Annotated in this window: 14 protein-coding genes; 4 read left to right on the top strand and 10 right to left on the bottom strand. The window is 72.3% G+C overall.

The genetic code is table 11. The features are described from left to right. Window positions 1-100 precede the first annotated feature (100 nt). From ACGFZW_RS21075 to ACGFZW_RS21085, 3 genes are all read right to left on the bottom strand, one after another. Window positions 101-814, bottom strand: coding sequence for a LuxR C-terminal-related transcriptional regulator (locus tag ACGFZW_RS21075; RefSeq protein WP_393894685.1), 714 nt, complete (start codon window positions 812-814; stop codon window positions 101-103). Window positions 815-929: 115 nt separating this feature from the next. Next, window positions 930-2,219 carry a PspC domain-containing protein gene (locus ACGFZW_RS21080; RefSeq protein ID WP_393894686.1) on the bottom strand — a complete coding sequence of 430 codons (1,290 nt, stop codon included), beginning with the start codon at window positions 2,217-2,219 and terminating at the stop codon, window positions 930-932. A 252-nt stretch (window positions 2,220-2,471) separates the two neighbouring features. After that, complete coding sequence (locus ACGFZW_RS21085; RefSeq protein WP_393894687.1) at window positions 2,472-4,313, bottom strand: protein kinase; 1,842 nt, start codon at window positions 4,311-4,313, stop codon at window positions 2,472-2,474. Between the two features lie 371 nt (window positions 4,314-4,684). On the opposite strand from ACGFZW_RS21085, the gene ACGFZW_RS21090 reads away from it, so the two are divergent. Both ACGFZW_RS21090 and ACGFZW_RS21095 read left to right on the top strand, forming a co-directional pair. After that, a complete protein-coding gene (locus ACGFZW_RS21090) occupies window positions 4,685-6,268 on the top strand; it encodes a PspC domain-containing protein (protein WP_393894688.1) in 1,584 nt (527 codons plus the stop codon). Then, window positions 6,268-6,477, top strand: coding sequence for a hypothetical protein (locus ACGFZW_RS21095; protein ID WP_393894689.1), 210 nt, complete (start codon window positions 6,268-6,270; stop codon window positions 6,475-6,477). Before ACGFZW_RS21090 ends, ACGFZW_RS21095 begins: the two co-directional genes overlap by 1 nt. A 150-nt stretch (window positions 6,478-6,627) precedes the next feature. Here ACGFZW_RS21095 and ACGFZW_RS21100 read toward each other — a convergent pair whose 3' ends face one another. The 3 genes from ACGFZW_RS21100 to ACGFZW_RS21110 form a co-directional block, all read right to left on the bottom strand. Further along, window positions 6,628-7,173, bottom strand: coding sequence for a DoxX family protein (locus ACGFZW_RS21100; RefSeq protein WP_393894690.1), 546 nt, complete (start codon window positions 7,171-7,173; stop codon window positions 6,628-6,630). 307 nt (window positions 7,174-7,480) lie between these two features. After that, the gene (locus tag ACGFZW_RS21105; protein WP_393894691.1) at window positions 7,481-8,758 is read right to left on the bottom strand and encodes a hypothetical protein; all 1,278 of its coding nucleotides are present in this window, start codon (window positions 8,756-8,758) and stop codon (window positions 7,481-7,483) included. A gap of 755 nt (window positions 8,759-9,513) precedes the next feature. Next, a complete protein-coding gene (locus ACGFZW_RS21110; RefSeq protein ID WP_393894692.1) occupies window positions 9,514-9,678 on the bottom strand; it encodes a hypothetical protein in 165 nt (54 codons plus the stop codon). Between ACGFZW_RS21110 and ACGFZW_RS21115 the strand changes: the two genes are divergently transcribed. Beyond that, a complete protein-coding gene (locus tag ACGFZW_RS21115; RefSeq protein WP_393894693.1) occupies window positions 9,670-10,428 on the top strand; it encodes a hypothetical protein in 759 nt (252 codons plus the stop codon). The genes ACGFZW_RS21110 and ACGFZW_RS21115 overlap by 9 nt on opposite strands. Before the next feature lie 48 nt (window positions 10,429-10,476). Here ACGFZW_RS21115 and ACGFZW_RS21120 read toward each other — a convergent pair whose 3' ends face one another. Together ACGFZW_RS21120 and ACGFZW_RS21125 are read right to left on the bottom strand one after the other, a co-directional pair. Further along, window positions 10,477-10,929 carry a nuclear transport factor 2 family protein gene (locus ACGFZW_RS21120; protein ID WP_393894694.1) on the bottom strand — a complete coding sequence of 151 codons (453 nt, stop codon included), beginning with the start codon at window positions 10,927-10,929 and terminating at the stop codon, window positions 10,477-10,479. A 118-nt stretch (window positions 10,930-11,047) separates the two neighbouring features. Then, complete coding sequence (locus ACGFZW_RS21125; RefSeq protein ID WP_393894695.1) at window positions 11,048-11,833, bottom strand: class II aldolase/adducin family protein; 786 nt, start codon at window positions 11,831-11,833, stop codon at window positions 11,048-11,050. A gap of 209 nt (window positions 11,834-12,042) precedes the next feature. On the opposite strand from ACGFZW_RS21125, the gene ACGFZW_RS21130 reads away from it, so the two are divergent. Continuing rightward, window positions 12,043-12,507: an SRPBCC family protein gene (locus ACGFZW_RS21130; RefSeq protein ID WP_393894696.1), complete on the top strand. Its 465-nt coding sequence runs from the start codon at window positions 12,043-12,045 to the stop codon at window positions 12,505-12,507. 51 nt (window positions 12,508-12,558) lie between these two features. Here ACGFZW_RS21130 and ACGFZW_RS21135 read toward each other — a convergent pair whose 3' ends face one another. Both ACGFZW_RS21135 and guaA read right to left on the bottom strand, forming a co-directional pair. Next, entirely contained in the window at window positions 12,559-13,443 is an 885-nt protein-coding gene (locus tag ACGFZW_RS21135) for a 2-hydroxy-3-oxopropionate reductase (RefSeq protein WP_393894697.1), read from the bottom strand. A gap of 221 nt (window positions 13,444-13,664) precedes the next feature. Continuing rightward, complete coding sequence (guaA, locus tag ACGFZW_RS21140) at window positions 13,665-15,251, bottom strand: glutamine-hydrolyzing GMP synthase (protein ID WP_393894698.1); 1,587 nt, start codon at window positions 15,249-15,251, stop codon at window positions 13,665-13,667. Window positions 15,252-15,415: the final 164 nt, after the last annotated feature.

Raw genomic sequence — 15,415 nt, forward strand, 5'->3', positions numbered from 1 at the left:
ATCGGCGCCGCCGTCGTGTGCGGTGTGCAGCCGCCCGGTGTGCAGCCTTGTCCCGCACCCGGCCGGGCCGCGTTCCGTGTTCCCCCGTGCGGCCGGGGCCTCAGACCAGTCGGCGGGCCGTCGCCCAGCGCGTCAGCTCATGGCGGTTGGAGAGCTGGAGCTTCCTGAGCACCGCCGAGACATGCGATTCGACCGTCTTGACGGAGATGAACAGCTGCTTGGCGATCTCCTTGTACGCGTATCCGCGGGCGATCAGGCGCAGGACCTCGCGCTCGCGCTGGGTGAGGCGGTCCATGTCCTCGTCGACGGGCGGGGCGTCGGTGGAGGCGAAGGCGTCCAGCACGAAGCCGGCCAGTCGGGGGGAGAACACCGCGTCTCCGTCGGCCACCCGGAAGACGGCGTTGACCAGGTCCGTACCGGTGATCGTCTTGGTGACGTAGCCGCGGGCGCCGCCCCGGATGACGCCGATGACGTCCTCGGCGGCGTCGGAGACGGAGAGGGCGAGAAAACGGACCGGGCGGTCGGCGTCGGCCATCATCGCGGCGCAGCGGCGCAGCACCTCGACACCGCCGCCGCCGGGCAGATGGACGTCCAGCAGAACGACCTCCGGGCGGGTGGCCGTGATGACCGTGACCGCCTGGTCGACGTCGGCGGCCTCGCCGACCACCTCGACACCGGTGCGTTCGGTCTCCCCGATCTCGGCCTGGACGCCCGCGCGGAACATCCGGTGGTCGTCGACGAGGACGACCCGTACGGTCCGGCCCTCGGCCGCCCCGATGCCGGGCTCGCCCTGCTGTGCGCCGTCGCTGCTCATCTCGTCCGCCCGTCCCTCGGTGTCTGCTCCGCCATCATCCCTCGCCCCGTCCCCCGCGCGCTGCCCCGCCCGGTTGCGCTTGTGCCGCGCCCGTCCGCCGGTGCCGTCCACGCGCTCATTCCGTGCGCTCCATTTCCAGCTCGACCACGGTGCCGCCGTCGGGGGCGGAGCGCAGCCGGGCCGTGCCGCCGTTGCGTTCCATCCGGCCGATGATGGATTCGCGGACGCCCATCCGGTCCTCGGGGACGGCGTCCAGATCGAAGCCCGGGCCGTGGTCGCGCACCGAAACGAAGACCGACCGGCCCTCCACCTCGGCGAACACCTGCACCGGGCCTCCCTCGCCACCGTACTTGGCGGCGTTGACCATCGCTTCGCGCGCGGCCTGCATCTGGGCGCTCACGGCCTCGTCGAGCGGGCAGTCGCCGACTACCACGACCTCGATCGGTACGCCGTGGTGGTCCTCCACCTCGGCGGCGGCCGTACGCACCGCCTCGGCGAGGGTCGTCGGCTCCTCGTCCTCCTCCTTGCCGCGGCCCTCGGGTTTGTACAGCCACGCGCGCAGTTCGCGCTCCTGGGCGCGCGCCAGCCGCGCCACCTCCCGGGGGTCGTCGGCACTGCGCTGGATCAGGGTGAGGGTGTGCAGCACGGAGTCGTGGACATGGGCGGCGACCTCGGCGCGCTCCTGCGCCCGGATGCGCATCAGCCGTTCCTCGGAGAGGTCCTGCATCATCCGCACGAGGTAGGGGCCCGCCAGCAGAGCGATGCCGACGACGACGGCGAGCGCGGCCTGCAGCACCGAGCCGAGATGCCGGACCGACCCCTGGAGCACGACGATGCCGGTCACGCCGATGCCAACCAGCAGCACTCCGGCCGCGCCGCGCAGCACCGGCAGCAGGCCCTTGCGCCGGCCGAGCTCCAGCCACTGGGCGCGCCGGGAGTTGTCCGCCTGACGCCACACCAGGGCGACACCGGCGCCGATCAGCAGCACCGGCCAGAGGTAGCCGTTGGCCCGGGCCAGCTCGAACCTGGACGCGACGACGGATGCGCCGATCAGCAGCGCGATCAGCGCGAAGACCTGGCCCTTGTCGGGTCTGCGGCCGCGCAGCAGGCGCCTGTCGTCGGCCTTGCGGGACCGCCGGCTCCTGGCCTCCACACCGCCGACGCCCAGGGGCACGAAGAACCAGAACGCGGCGTAGAGCAGTGCGCCCATGCCGTCCGCGAGGAACAGCGCCACGAACACGACCCGCACCCACGAGACCGGCAGCCCCAGATGCCCGGCCAGCCCCCGCGCGACCCCGCCGAGCAGCCGGCCGTCGGCGCTGCGGTAGAGCTTGCGCACGGGCGGTTCGTCGGGGGCCGGCGTCGGGGCGTGGAGGGTCCCGGCACGGGGCGGGGCGGTGGTCATGTCCCCGATCGTCACACGGTGTCGGGCCGCGGGGCATCAGGGAGGACCCTGAGGCGACCCCTGACGTTGCACCGGCCGGACATCGGGCCCGGAGCGTGCAGACGGCCGTTCCCGCCACGCCTCGGCCGGCCGCGGCTCACCTCCGACGCGCCATCGGGACCGGCCGATGCCCCGGGCACGCTGCCGTGACACCCGGCCTGGGCCCGCCCCGGTCCGCCCCGTTGCCGCCGCCGTCCCTGGCCGCGTCGCCCCTCAGCTGTCGGGGGTGTCCTTACGGAAACCGTCCTTCACGTGGGAGAAGACCTTTTCGTACTTCGGCCAGTTCGCGCTCGGCGCGGAGACATAGATGGCGTACTCCTTGCCACCCTCTCGGCCGAAGCCCAGGTCGATCCCCCGGTACTCACGGACCCGGCCCATGAAGGAGAACTCCCAGATGGCGGCGGGGTCGCCCTGGAAGACGGTGTCCTGGAGCCGCAGTCGCTTGTACGTCGGGTACTCCACCTTGAGGTCCGCCTCGACGTCCTCGAAGTGCTGCACCTGGTCCGCCGAGGAGAAGTCCAGGACGTTGACCGTCAGCGCCGCCAGCTCGGACGAGGACGCGTAGTTGACCTGCCGGCCGCCGTCCTTGACCTCGCGCTTCCAGCCGTCGGGCACCGGGAAGGAGATGCCCATCGCGGGCTCCTTGACTCGGTGGAAACCCGCGGGCAGGGGCGGCGGCGGGCCGACGCTGCTCTCCGGGACGCTGGGCTGCACGGGTGTGGTCTTGTTCCCGGTCGCCTGGGAGGCGTCGGAGACATTGCTGTGGACGAAGTACCAGGCCGCGCCGGCACCACCGCCGACGATCAGCACCCCCGCGGCGCACCAGGCCACGACCCGGCCGCGCTTACCGGGCAGCGGGACCGTGGCGTGCACGTTCGTGGTGGGGACGTCGGTGGCTGCGAGGTGGCCCGCCCCCGCCGGAGCCGCCACTCCGTTCGCCGCGGGCGCCGTGCCCTCGCCCGTACCGGTGCCACCAAGGGCGCCCGTGCCGGTACCGGTGCCCGTACGGGTACCGGTGGCCGGCGTGGGCAGGTGGCCGGCCGCGTGCACCGGGCGGGTGGGTGCCTCGGCCGACGCGGTCGAGGCGGTCGGTCCTGTCGGTCCTGTCGGTCCTGTCGAGTCGAACGAGTCGGACGGGTCGGGGAATGCCGTCCGGCTGCGGTCGACCGTTCCGAGCGCCAGCGTCGGCCAGCCGATCAGCGCGGTGTCCGCCTCGCCCTCGGCGGCGCGCAGCGCCTGCTCGACGACCTCGGCGGTGGGCCGGTCCGCCGGTTCCTTGGCGAGCAGTGCCTCGATGAGCGGGGTCAGCGGACCGGCATTTTGTGGGGGCACCAGCGGGTCCACTGCGATGGCGTACGCCGTCTCGATCGCGGTGTTCTTACGGAACGGGGGCCGCCCCTCGACCGCCTGATAGAGCGTCGCACCCAGTGCCCACAGGTCGGAGGCGGGCCCCGGGGTGCCGCCCTTGACCCGCTCGGGCGCCAAGTAGTCGATGGAGCCGACCAGCTCACCGGTCTTGGTGAGCGTGGAGGTTCCGCTGGCGACGGCGATCCCGAAGTCGGTGAGGACGACCCGGCCGCCCTCACCGAGCAGGACGTTGCCCGGCTTGACGTCGCGGTGCAGCACACCGGCGGAGTGCGCGGCCCGGAGCGCGGCGATCATGCCGCGTCCGATGCGGGCGGCCTCCCTGGGCGTCACCGAACGGTCGGCGCGGGCGGCCTCCTTGATGGCGTCGCCGAGGGTCGAGGACGGGACGTACTCCATGACGATGCAGGGCAGCCCGGCGTCGTCCACGACGTCGTGGACCCCCACCACGTTCGGGTGATTGATCCGGGCCGCGGCCTGCGCCTCACGGGTCGTGCGCTCATGACGGGTGGCGAGTTCGTCGGCCTCCAACTGGGGCGAGACATGCAGCCGCTTGACCGCGACCTGGCGCCCGAGGACCTCGTCCCGGGCACGCCAGACGGTGCCCATGCCGCCCTGGCCTATCCGTTCGACCAGGCGGTATCGCCCGGCGACCAGTCGCCCCTCGTCCACCGACGCCGCCTCCGTCACCGCACGCCCCTCCGGAAACCCGTACGTATCCGGGGCGCAACGATAGTCCCCGGGGCCGAAGGATCGGGCTTCGGCCACCGGCTGTTCGCCCCTGGAGCTGCCGTCGGACCGCGGGCCCGGGCGATATGCGAACTCCCGGGCGATATCAGGGCCACACCCGGACGGCGGGCTTCCCACGGCGCGCGATGCCGGCGTTCGGCGTCCATCGCTCGGGGTCCGGGCCCGTGCGCCCCGCGCCGTGCATCCCCGCATGCTCGCGGTGGGGATCGTGACGGTGACGCCGTGACCGGCGCGGTCTCCGGGCCGATCTCAGGGATCAGCCAGGGTTCCCACGGATGTCGGGACCTCGCCGCGGTTGTCACCATGGGTCCATGAACGATGCAGCCCCCGCTGAGGAGCCGGCGCCCTCCGACGTCGCCGGTCCCACCCCGCCCCATGCCCCGCTGCGCCGCAGCCGGCGGCACAAGGTCGTGGGCGGGGTCTGCGGCGGGCTGGGCAGGCACTGGGATCTCGACCCGGTGATCTTCCGCATCGTGCTGGCGGTGCTGTCGCTCTCCGGCGGCCTCGGGCTGATCGCCTACGGCTTCGCCTGGCTGCTCATCCCGCTCGACGGCGAGGAGGAGAACGAGGGTCGCCGGCTGCTCTCCGGCCGCGTCGAGGGCTCCGCGCTGACGGCCCTGCTCTTCGCGCTGGTCGGCTGCGGACTGTTCCTGACGACGCTCGGCAAGGGCAGCGTCATGTCCTTCGCCATCATGCTGACGCTGGTGGTGGCCGGCTCCGCCTACTGGTCGCGGCAGCGCCGGCGGGCGGAAGCGGCGGGGGTCGCGTCGATGGACGCCGCGACCGCCCAGACCGTCGCCGACGCACCACCCGAGACCAAGGCTCCCCCCGCGCCGAACACCCCTTCCTGGTGGCGTGATCCGCGCTCCGGGGAACCGGCGGCGGGCGGGGGCTATCTCTGGGGCCCCGAGAGCCTGCCCCTGGATGTGACGTACGAGTTCGAGCACGGTGCGGGTGCGGCGGGCGGGCGGCGTGGTGCCGGACCGGGTCAGGACCGGCAATGGCCCGCCGAGCCGAGCCGGCCCCCACGGCGCGGAACTCCCCGCGCCGCCCGCTCGATCGGGGGGTGGACCTTTCTGCTGGCGATGCTCGCCGGCGCCGGCACGACCCTGTCCGTCTCCGCGTACGACGACCTCACACCGTCCTTGCAGGCGGGCCTCGCCGCGGCGTTGGTCGTCCTCGGCCTGGGGCTGGTGCTCAGCGCGTGGTGCGGCAGGACCGGCGGCGGCACCGTCTTCATGGTCGTCCTGACCGCGGTCCTGCTGGCCGGCGCCACGGCGCTGCCCGACAAGCTCACCACCAACTGGCAGCACCGCACCTGGTCCCCCACCACCGTCGCCGCGGTGCGGCAGCACTACGAACTCGGCTCCGGCGAAGGCATCCTGGACCTCCGAGGACTGCCGCTGAAAGCCGACGACAAGGTCCGCACCAGCGCGGAGGTGGGCGCCGGACGCCTGCAGGTCACCCTGCCTCGAGGCGTCCCCGTCACCCTCCACATCTCTCTCGGGCTGGGGGACATCCAGCTGCCCGGCGACGCCCCTGACGACGTGGATCTCTCCGCCGGCGATCGGCAGCGAACGGTCACGCTCCCCGCCGAAGGTCTCAGGAAGGGCGAGAAGCCGCGCGGCTCCCTGGAGCTGGACCTCAAGGTCGGCGCCGGCCAGGTGGACGTCCAGCCCTACACCCCGGCCACCCCACCGACAGCTCCGACGGCTCCGTCCGCCCCGACGGCTCCGTCTGCCCCGACCGCCCCGTCCGCCCCGTCCGCCCCGTCCAACGCATCCGTCCCACCAAGCCCGACCGGCCGCTCGTCCGAGGCGCCCGAGGCGCCCGCAGCCGGCGCGCAGGCCCTTGTCGCACCGTCGCACCGGATCTCCGAGGGAGCCCTCTCGTGATGCGCCACCCCTTCGAACCGGCCCGCCTGATCGCCGGCGTCACCGCCCTCACGGTCGGCACGGGTTACGGCCTCGACGCCCTCGGCTCCTGGGACGCCCCCGGCCCCTGGCTCTTCTTCGCCCTCCCCTTCGGACTTGTCCTCTCCGGCATCACCGCAGCCATCTGGGCCCCGGTCCGCCGACGCCGCCAGTCGCCACACCAGCCGTAGCAACAGCCGAACCAGCAACAGCAGCAGCAACCGCAGCCGTGCCTGGAGCCGCGGCAGCGATGACGAGCCGGGCGCCTCCGGGCTGCGGCAGATCCTTCCTGCTCGGCCGAGCAGGAAGCCGAACATCCGGCCATACCCTCGGCCGCGCCCTCAGCCGAACAGTTGCCGCCCCTGCCGGGCACGGCGGTTCGCCAGCGCCGCGTCCAGCGAGAATCTCGGAGTACCCGCCAACACCAGCGGGATCCAGGCCATCAGGTAGGCCAGGTCATTGCCGTAGTAGTAGGGCGACGTCGCCCAGCTCACGGTGAGCCACAGCGTCAGCGAGATCAGCGCTCCGCCGACCGCCGCGAGCCGCCCCAGCAGGCCGACCAGTATCCCGACGCCGACCAGCAGTTCACCGACCGCGATTGCGTAGCCGAAGCCCACCGGGCTGCGCTGCGCCAGCTCCACCAATTGCGGCAGCGCCGCCGAGTCATGGACCTGCTCCAGCAGAGCGCCGAGCGATCCGTTGCCGTCGGCCGCCAGGAAGGCCCGGTCCGTCAGCTTGTCGACACCTGCGTAGACAAAGGTGCCGCCCAGGAAGATGCGCAAGGGGAGAAGCGCGTGGCGCGCCGCCCGCGCCCGCCCTCCGGTGCCGGCAGCGCCGACCCCCGCCCCTTTCAGGTCTGCGCTGATCGTACGGTCCGCGTGAGCCATGACGTCCGCCTCTCCGTTGCCACCGGGCGCAGACGATTGTGCCCGCGACCGCGCCTCCTGGGGAGATACGGACGCGTGTGCGTACAACGTTCAACCGTCCGATGCACGTCAGAGGGGTGCGTCTGGCAAAATCACCGCGCCGCCGACCGGCCGCGCCGCCGGACACCAGGACCGACCGGCCGCCCGGGCGGTCGCACAGCGGCCACCGACCGCTGTTCACGACCACCGATCATCAGGCCCACCGATCACGAGGGCACTCGCACCCGCCCGTCGTGCCCGGGCCCCGGCCCCGCCCCGCCGGTACCCCTCAGTCCTGCACATCGATCGCGTAACCGCCGGTCTCCGCCCCCGCCGCCGTCACGACGCGGACCTCGACCCGGCCCGGTTCGACATCGACCGGTACCGGCACGGTCAGAACGTCGTCCGTCGGGTTGGCGAAGCCGCCGGCGACCGGGATCAGCGGGACAGGGACGTGCACCGTGCCGATCCGTACGACGGTGCGGGCGAGCCGGTCGGGCGTTCCTGCGCCCGGCGGGACGAAGCCGGTGCCACGGATCTCGATGTCATCGCCGGTACGGATCGGCGAGGCGAGGTCACCCAGCTCCCGGGACCGGACGACCGAGAGGATGACCGGGCGGCCGCCCGCCGTCGACCTGCCGGCCAGGTACGTGGCCCCGGAGAGCACCACCAGGACCGCCACACCCCATGGGAGGCGGGGCAGTTGGTCGGGGCGGACCGCCAGGCACACCGCGGCGTAAGCCACCGCGACCGCGTTCACCAGCGCGTACTGCGCGTCCGGGAAGCTCCCGCGGCCCGCGTCGTCCGTCAGCAGATCGACGGCACGCGGCCGGGCGGCGGGGACCTTCTGCACGCGCCCGGTCCTTACTCGCGCGGACACCAGGCCGTACGCGAGCAGGGCCACGGCGCAGACGACGCCGAGCACGGTCAGCAAGGGCGCGGAGAGGGCCAGTTCGATGCCGACGCGCAGCTTCCGGCGCTCGCGGGGCCCGCCCGCCGCGGCCAGTTGTACGGCCGCCATCACGACCGCGTACAGCGCCACGGCCACCCAGGCAGCCGCGACCGTGCGGGAGGTGGACAGCCGGCGGTCGGCACCGATGAGCGGGGCCAGCGCCCCGCCGTGCGCGCCGTGCCTCCAGGCCGCCACGGTCAGCCCCATGGCCGGTACGACCGCCGCGACCAGCCCTGCCGTACGCGTCACCGTCCAGCCTGAGCCGATAGCGGTCAGGGCCTGGCCGATGAGCAGCGCGGCGACCAGGGCCCAGGCGATCAGCGGGGTGCGTCGCCCCGCTGCCGCCAGCCGCGCGGCGCCTTCGGCGGCGGCACGCTCGGCCAATGTCCGTGCCGACAGCGAGAGTTCATCGGACACCCACTGACGTGCCGCGCCCGCGGAACGCGCGAGTCCGGCCGGTACGCCCCGGCCGGCGGCGAAGTCCTCCCGCAGCGCGACGAAGGCGGCCACCGCCTGCCGGTGCCCCTCGCGGGCGCCGTGCGGGCACTTCCCGCACCGGCACGTACCGCCGTCACCGCGCTGCGCGCCGCCTCCCGGCTCAACCGTTCCGGCCACTCTGCCCGCCGCATCAACCGACACGTCCGCTACCGCCCCGCCACTACTCGTCGCCAACTTCTCATCCGTGAGCGGGAATTGTGCCCTACCTGACGGGCCCGCCGGTGAACCGTCCAGTTGGTGGCCGATGGCCGGGTGGCGCGGGCGGTCGACCCCGGCCTGCGGGTTCTCGATACGCACAGATGGTCGGCGCACGCCCGCGCAAGAACCGACCTTCCCCCGTTCGGGCGAACCGGTGGACCGGCAGGGCTGAGCCGACCTCGCGCTGCGCAAGCTCTCGGCGTGTACGCACCGCACGGACTTCACGGACCATATGGACCACATGCAATATCTCGGGCGAGACGAGGCCTCGCGACGGCCGCGCTCCTGTTACTGACCGGGGGCGCCGCGGCACTGGGCACGGCGCCCGCGGCAGCTGCTCACGGCAGCCGCGTCGAAGGCCGCGTCGCGGTGGCCGTCTCGGGCGACAACTGCGCGTTCGCCGGAACGAGTCCGCCCATCGATGTGCCGACCGGGTTCCCCATGCCCGACGACTGGCATTTCCCCTGCACCAAGCCCGCACCCACCCCGCCGCGCCCGCCGAAGCCCCGGCCGCCGCGAATTCCCGCGCCCGCACCGCCCCCGGCTCCCCGGCCGACGGTGCGCCCGACGCCGCCGGCCCCGCCGCCGGTACAGCGAAGCCGTCCACCGGCGCCACGTCCTTCGCCCACACCCCGGCTGCGCATGCCCGCGCCCTCACCCGAGCCACTGCGCAACTACGCGGCGGTGTCCCAAAAGCCGCGTGACAGCCGCTCCATGGTGACCAGGACCTTGCTGATCACCGCGCCCGCCGTCCTGGCGGCCGCAGCTCTCCGTCCCCGTTCGAGCTCTCCGTCCGGCTCGTCCGGGCGCCGTTCCTCGTAGGAGGTTCCATGTCGCAATGGCTGGTACTGACCATCGCCATGGTCGCTGCCTGCGGCGTCGTCCTGGCCATCACGGTGCTGCGCCAGCGCCGGATCGGCGACGACGACGACCCGACCGAGACACCGGACGTCATCGAATACATGACCATGATGGTGGGCGTGGTCTACGCGATCGTCCTGGGCCTGGCCATCGCCGGCGTCTGGGAGGCCCGGGGCGCCGCCGAGGACACCGTACGGACCGAGGCTCAGGCCCTGCACGAAGTCAGTGCGCGAGCGCGGGCGTACGCCCCGCCGGAGCGGGACCGCATCCGAGCGGACGTCGAGGCGTATGTCAGCCACGTGGTGAAGAAGGAGTGGCCGGTCATGAGTGACCGGGGCGAGCTTACCCAGCGCGGTGCGGACCTGCTGCAAAAGGTCCGGGCGGACGTCACCGACTACCACCCCCGCAACAGTTTCGAGGAGCAGTCCTACCAACCCATCGTCGACCAGGTTGCGGTGGCCGACGGAGCCAGAAACGCCCGCGCCGACGCGGCCGAGTCCACCCTGCCGTCCGTGGTGTGGTTCGGTCTCATCGCAGGTGGCGCCGTCACCATCGGCGTCATCTTCACCCTGCAGATCAGGCGGTCGGGACGCGAGTTGCTGATGGCGGGACTCTTCAGCATGCTGATCGCGTTCCTGCTCTTCCTGGTCTGGGACTTCGACGCGCCGTTCAGCCGCGGCATCTCGGCCGGAGTCGACCCCTTCACCGAACTGCTCTCCCAACGGTGACCGGACGTCCTGCGGGCCGCCCGCCGGCCCGCAGGACACCGCCCGCCCTCAGCTCTCCGGCTCGGTTGCCGGGGCGAAGGCCTGCGCGACGGCGAGGCTGTCCTCGTAGACGTGGTGCCGGGTGACCAGCCCGTTCTCGACGGTGAGGTGCAGGGCGAAGCGCGCGCGGTACGCCCGCCCGGTGGACCGGGCGGTCTGACGGATCTCCCCGAGCACGACCGCGTCATCGCCGTCGACGAGGAGACGTTCGATCTCGGTGGCCGCCTTTCCCGGCACATGGTGCTCGGACAACTCGCGGTAGTGGGCGGCGGCGTCGGCGCGGGTGACGCGATGCCGGATCCACGGGGTGGCACTGCGGCCGTGCTCGGCCTCGGGCCAGTCCAGCTTCCAGTCCCCGCGGTCGGCGTACAGCGCGGCGATCCGCTCGGGATCGCCCTCACCGATCCTGCGCAGCAGTTCCTCCACCACGGCGCGCGTGCTCATGGGCGTGGCTGCGGACATGGCTCTTCCCTCCGGTGGCTCACCCGCCGCGCACGTGCGCGACGGGACCACCACTCTCCCGGCAGCGGCCGTCGACCGCGATGACCTCCGAGGTAAGCACCGCCCGCACCGCCCCTCCTCAATCGAAGAGGTCCGGTTCGCTGCGCGCGATCTGCTGGTAGAGCGGCTGGTAGTTGATCCATGCGACCAGGTCGTTGCCGAGTTGCTCGCGGGTGTGGAGGGCGTTGTGGTGGTCGATCAGGACCGGCTTGCCGGCGGCCTTGGCGGTCAGCTGCACCTGGCAGGACCGCTCCATGGTGATGAACCACCACGCCGCCGCGTCCACCGAGTCGCCCACCGTCAGCAGCCCGTGGTTGCGCAGGATCACCGCCTTGTGCGGCCCTAGGGCGGTCGCGATCCTGCGGCCCTCCTCCGCGTCGACGACGACGCCCGTGTACTCGTCGTAGAGCGCATGGGATTCGTAGAACGCGCACACGTCCTGGGTTATCGGCTCCAGCAGCTCGCCCAGGGAGGACAGCGCCCGCCCGTAGGTGGAGTGGCTGTGGGCCGCCGCGACGACGTCGGGACGGGCGCGGTGGACCTGCGAGTGGATCGCGAACGCGGCCTGGTTGACGTGGTAGCGGCCCTCGACGACCTTGCCCTCGTGGTTGACGAGGATCAGGTCGCTCACCGTGATGAGCTTGAAGGACATCCCGAAGGGGTTGACCCAGAAGCAGTCGGTGAACTCCGGGTCGCGCGCGGTGATGTGGCCCGCGACGCCCTCCTCGAAGCCGAAGCGGCCGAACAACCGCAGCGCCGCCACCAGGCGCTCCTTTCGGTAGCGGCGCTCGTCCTCGACGGTGTCGTGCGTCGGCGGCATCGCGAAATGCAGCTGCTCGGTGGGGATCGGCGTGGGCTCGGGCATCGCGGCTCTCCTCCTGGCACGTGGTTCTCCGCACTCGGGGCGGAAGCTACCCTCCGGTACTTCAGGAGGCCAGGGCTGTGACGATCCCACCTGCCCGAACCTGCATGATGAGGGCCCGCGGACGCAGGCCGGCGGCCACCGCAGGCGACCGCACATCGGCCCGTACCGCCGCATCGGCAACAGGGCCGTGGGGCAGCAGAGGGGACACCATGAGAGCCATATCGGTCAGCAAGGACATCGGCGCGACGCCCGGGCAACTCTTCGCCGTCCTCCGGACGCCGGCCCGGCACGCGGAGCTGGACGGATCGGGCATGCTGCGAGGCCGGCCCGCTGGCCCGGACGTGCTGGGCCCCGGCGACCGGTTCAGCATGGCGATGCGGCAGGGCGGCCTGCCGTACCGCTCGGTGAACGTGGTGGTCGAGTACGAACAGGACCGGCTGATCACCTGGCAGACCTGGGGCGAGTTCGGCGGCCGGCGGCTCGTCGGGGGCCAGTGCTGGCGGTACGAGCTGACCGCTTCCGACACCGCCGGCACCACACGGGTCACCCACACCTACGACTGGTCGGGCGCCCGACTGCCGCGCCTCGTCGTCGAACTCCCCGGCTACCCCAAGCGGATGGGTCCGGCGATGGCCGCCACCCTGGAGCGCCTGGCGAGGGCCGTGACCTCCTGAGGGCCTGGGGCGTGTCCGCAAAGTTCCGTCGCGGGACCTTGCGGACACGCGCTAGTCCCGCTCGCAGCCGCTCAGGCGCTCCACACCGCGAAGGAGCGCCGAGTGGTCGAGGTCGCCGTCGCCGCGGGCCACGGCGGAGCCGATGAGCTGGGCGGCGACCGCACCGACCGGGAGGGTGGCGCCGACGCTGCGGGCGGCGTCGGTGACGATGCCCATGTCCTTGTGGTGCAGTTCCAGCTTGAAGCCGGGGGTGAAGTCGCGGGCCAGGACGGCGTCCTTCTTGCGGGTCAGGACGGTGGAGCCGGCCAGCCCGCCGTTGAGGACGGCCAGCGCGGCGGCGAGGTCGACGCCGGACTTCTCCAGGAAGACCACGGCCTCCGCCACGGCCTGCAGATTCACCGCGACGATCAGCTGGTTGGCGGCCTTGACGGTCTGACCGGAGCCGTGCGGGCCGCAGCGCACCACGGTCCTGCCGACCACCTCGAAGACCGGGCGGGCGGCGTCGAAGTCGGCCTGATCGCCGCCAACCATGATCGACAGCACGCCCTCGACGGCGCCCGCCTCACCGCCGGAGACGGGGGCGTCCAGCACCCGGATGCCCTTGTCGCCTGCCGCCTTCGCCAGCTCGACGGAGGTCTGCGGGGTGATGGAGGAGTGGTCGATCAGCAGGGTGCCCGGCCTGGCGTTCTCCAGAATGCCGTCGGGGCCGTACGCGACCGCCTCGACCTGCGGGGACGCCGGGACCATGGTGATGACGACGTCCGCGTCGCGGACCGCCTCCGCGATCGACGCCGCCTCCTTGCCACCCGCCGCGACCAGTGCGTCGGCGCGGCCGGGGCTGCGGTTCCAGCCGACCACGGTGTGCCCGGCCTTCGCGAGGTTCACCGCCATCGGGCTGCCCATGATGCCGAGGCCGATGAATCCGATCGTGCTCATTGCGTCACACTCCCCATCACTTCCGCATGCTGGACTTCTCCCCCCACCATACGGAATTTGTCGGGGGTCGTCGCGTCCGCGTCCCCGACACCCTGCCGGATGGGCGCCCCACCCACCCGTGCGGCCCGCCGCCCGCCCACCGGCCACCGCAAAACGCCGACGCCGCCACTCGGAAGCTGAGCGGCGGCGTCGGTGTCAGGCAGCGGGGAGGGCCCGTGGGGTCACTCCCACTCGATGGTGCCCGGCGGCTTGCTGGTGACGTCGAGGACGACGCGGTTGACGTCGGCGACCTCGTTGGTGATGCGGGTGGAGATGCGCGCCAGCACGTCGTACGGCAGGCGCGTCCAGTCCGCCGTCATCGCGTCCTCGGACGAGACCGGGCGCAGCACGATCGGGTGACCGTAGGAGCGACCGTCGCCCTGGACGCCCACCGAGCGGACATCGGCGAGCAGCACGACCGGGCACTGCCAGATCTCGCGGTCCAGTCCGGCCGCGGTCAGCTCCTCGCGAGCGATGGCGTCGGCCTCGCGGAGCAGGTCGAGCCGCTCCTTGGTGACCTCGCCGACGATCCGGATGCCCAGACCGGGGCCGGGGAACGGCTGGCGCTGGACGATCTCGTCCGGCAGGCCCAGCTCGGTGCCGACCATCCGGACCTCGTCCTTGAAGAGCTGCCGCAGCGGCTCGACGAGCTCGAACTCGATGTCGTCGGGCAGGCCGCCGACATTGTGGTGGGACTTGATGTTGGCCGTGCCCGTGCCGCCGCCGGACTCGACGATGTCCGGGTAGAGCGTGCCCTGGACGAGGAAGGCCACGTCCTCGCCGTGGGCGCCGGCCTCGGCGACCAGCTCGGCCTGCGCCTGCTCGAAGACGCGGATGAACTCGCGTCCGATGATCTTGCGCTTCTGCTCGGGGTCGGTGACACCGGCCAGCGCGGCCAGGAAGCGATCCTCGGCGTCCACGACCTTCAGCTGCACGCCGGTGGCGGCCACGAAGTCCTTCTCGACCTGCTCGGACTCGCCCTTGCGCTGCAGACCGTGGTCGACGTAGACGCAGGTCAGCTGGTCGCCGATGGCCTTCTGCACGATGGCCGCTGCCACCCCGGAGTCGACGCCGCCGGACAGCCCGCAGATGGCGCGCTTGTTGCCGATCTGCGCGCGGATCGCGGCGACCTGCTCGTCCACCACGCTGGTGGTGGTCCAGCTCGGCTCGATGCCCGCACCGCGGTAGAGGAAGTGCTCCAGCACCTGCTGGCCGTGCGTGGAGTGCATCACCTCGGGGTGGTACTGCACGCCGTACAGCTTCTTCTCGTCGTTCTCGAAGGCGGCGACCGGTACGACGTCCGTGGACGCGGTGACGGTGAAGCCCTCGGGGGCGGCGGAGCAGGCGTCGCCGTGCGACATCCACACCGACTGCTCGGCGGGGGTGCCCTCGAAGAGGGTCGAGCCGGGGCGGGAGACCGTCAGCGGGGTACGGCCGTACTCACGCGCACCGGTGTTGTCGACGGTGCCGCCGAGGGTGGTGGCCATGAGCTGGAAGCCGTAGCACATGCCGAAGACCGGGACACCGGCCTCGAAGAGCGCACGGTCCAGGCGGGGGGCATGCTCGGCGTAGACCGACGAGGGCCCGCCGGAGAGGATGATCGCCTTCGGGTTCTTGGCGAGCATCTCGGCCACCGGCATGGTGGACGGAACGATCTCGCTGTAGACCCGGGCCTCGCGGACGCGGCGGGCGATGAGCTGGGCGTACTGCGCGCCGAAGTCGACTACGAGGACGACGTCCGGGGCGGCGGCAGGGGGTCCTGATGGCACTTCGGCGGCCTTCCGGCGGTGTGGAGCAGGGGTTGGACTTTCGATTCTAACGGGCTCATACTGAGCCCCATGTCCAAGCAGCTGACCTTCGTCTTTACCTATGGCACCGGCCCTTCCGGCTGCCATGGTCGTGCTGCTTGATCAACTGACGAGCAACTTCCCAG

The sequence above is a fragment of the Streptomyces sp. NPDC048248 genome (assembly GCF_043201875.1).
Taxonomy (GTDB): Bacteria; Actinomycetota; Actinomycetes; order Streptomycetales; family Streptomycetaceae; genus Streptomyces.

Coding starts and splice junctions, on each gene's coding strand:
- ACGFZW_RS21130 (WP_393894696.1), top strand. CDS start 12,043: ATGAGAGCCATATCGGTCAGCAAGGACATCGGCGCGACGCCCGGGCAA.
- ACGFZW_RS21100 (WP_393894690.1), bottom strand. CDS start 7,173: ATGGCTCACGCGGACCGTACGATCAGCGCAGACCTGAAAGGGGCGGGG.
- ACGFZW_RS21120 (WP_393894694.1), bottom strand. CDS start 10,929: ATGTCCGCAGCCACGCCCATGAGCACGCGCGCCGTGGTGGAGGAACTG.
- ACGFZW_RS21125 (WP_393894695.1), bottom strand. CDS start 11,833: ATGCCCGAGCCCACGCCGATCCCCACCGAGCAGCTGCATTTCGCGATG.
- ACGFZW_RS21135 (WP_393894697.1), bottom strand. CDS start 13,443: ATGAGCACGATCGGATTCATCGGCCTCGGCATCATGGGCAGCCCGATG.
- ACGFZW_RS21090 (WP_393894688.1), top strand. CDS start 4,685: ATGAACGATGCAGCCCCCGCTGAGGAGCCGGCGCCCTCCGACGTCGCC.
- ACGFZW_RS21075 (WP_393894685.1), bottom strand. CDS start 814: ATGAGCAGCGACGGCGCACAGCAGGGCGAGCCCGGCATCGGGGCGGCC.
- ACGFZW_RS21115 (WP_393894693.1), top strand. CDS start 9,670: ATGTCGCAATGGCTGGTACTGACCATCGCCATGGTCGCTGCCTGCGGC.
- ACGFZW_RS21080 (WP_393894686.1), bottom strand. CDS start 2,219: ATGACCACCGCCCCGCCCCGTGCCGGGACCCTCCACGCCCCGACGCCG.
- ACGFZW_RS21095 (WP_393894689.1), top strand. CDS start 6,268: ATGCGCCACCCCTTCGAACCGGCCCGCCTGATCGCCGGCGTCACCGCC.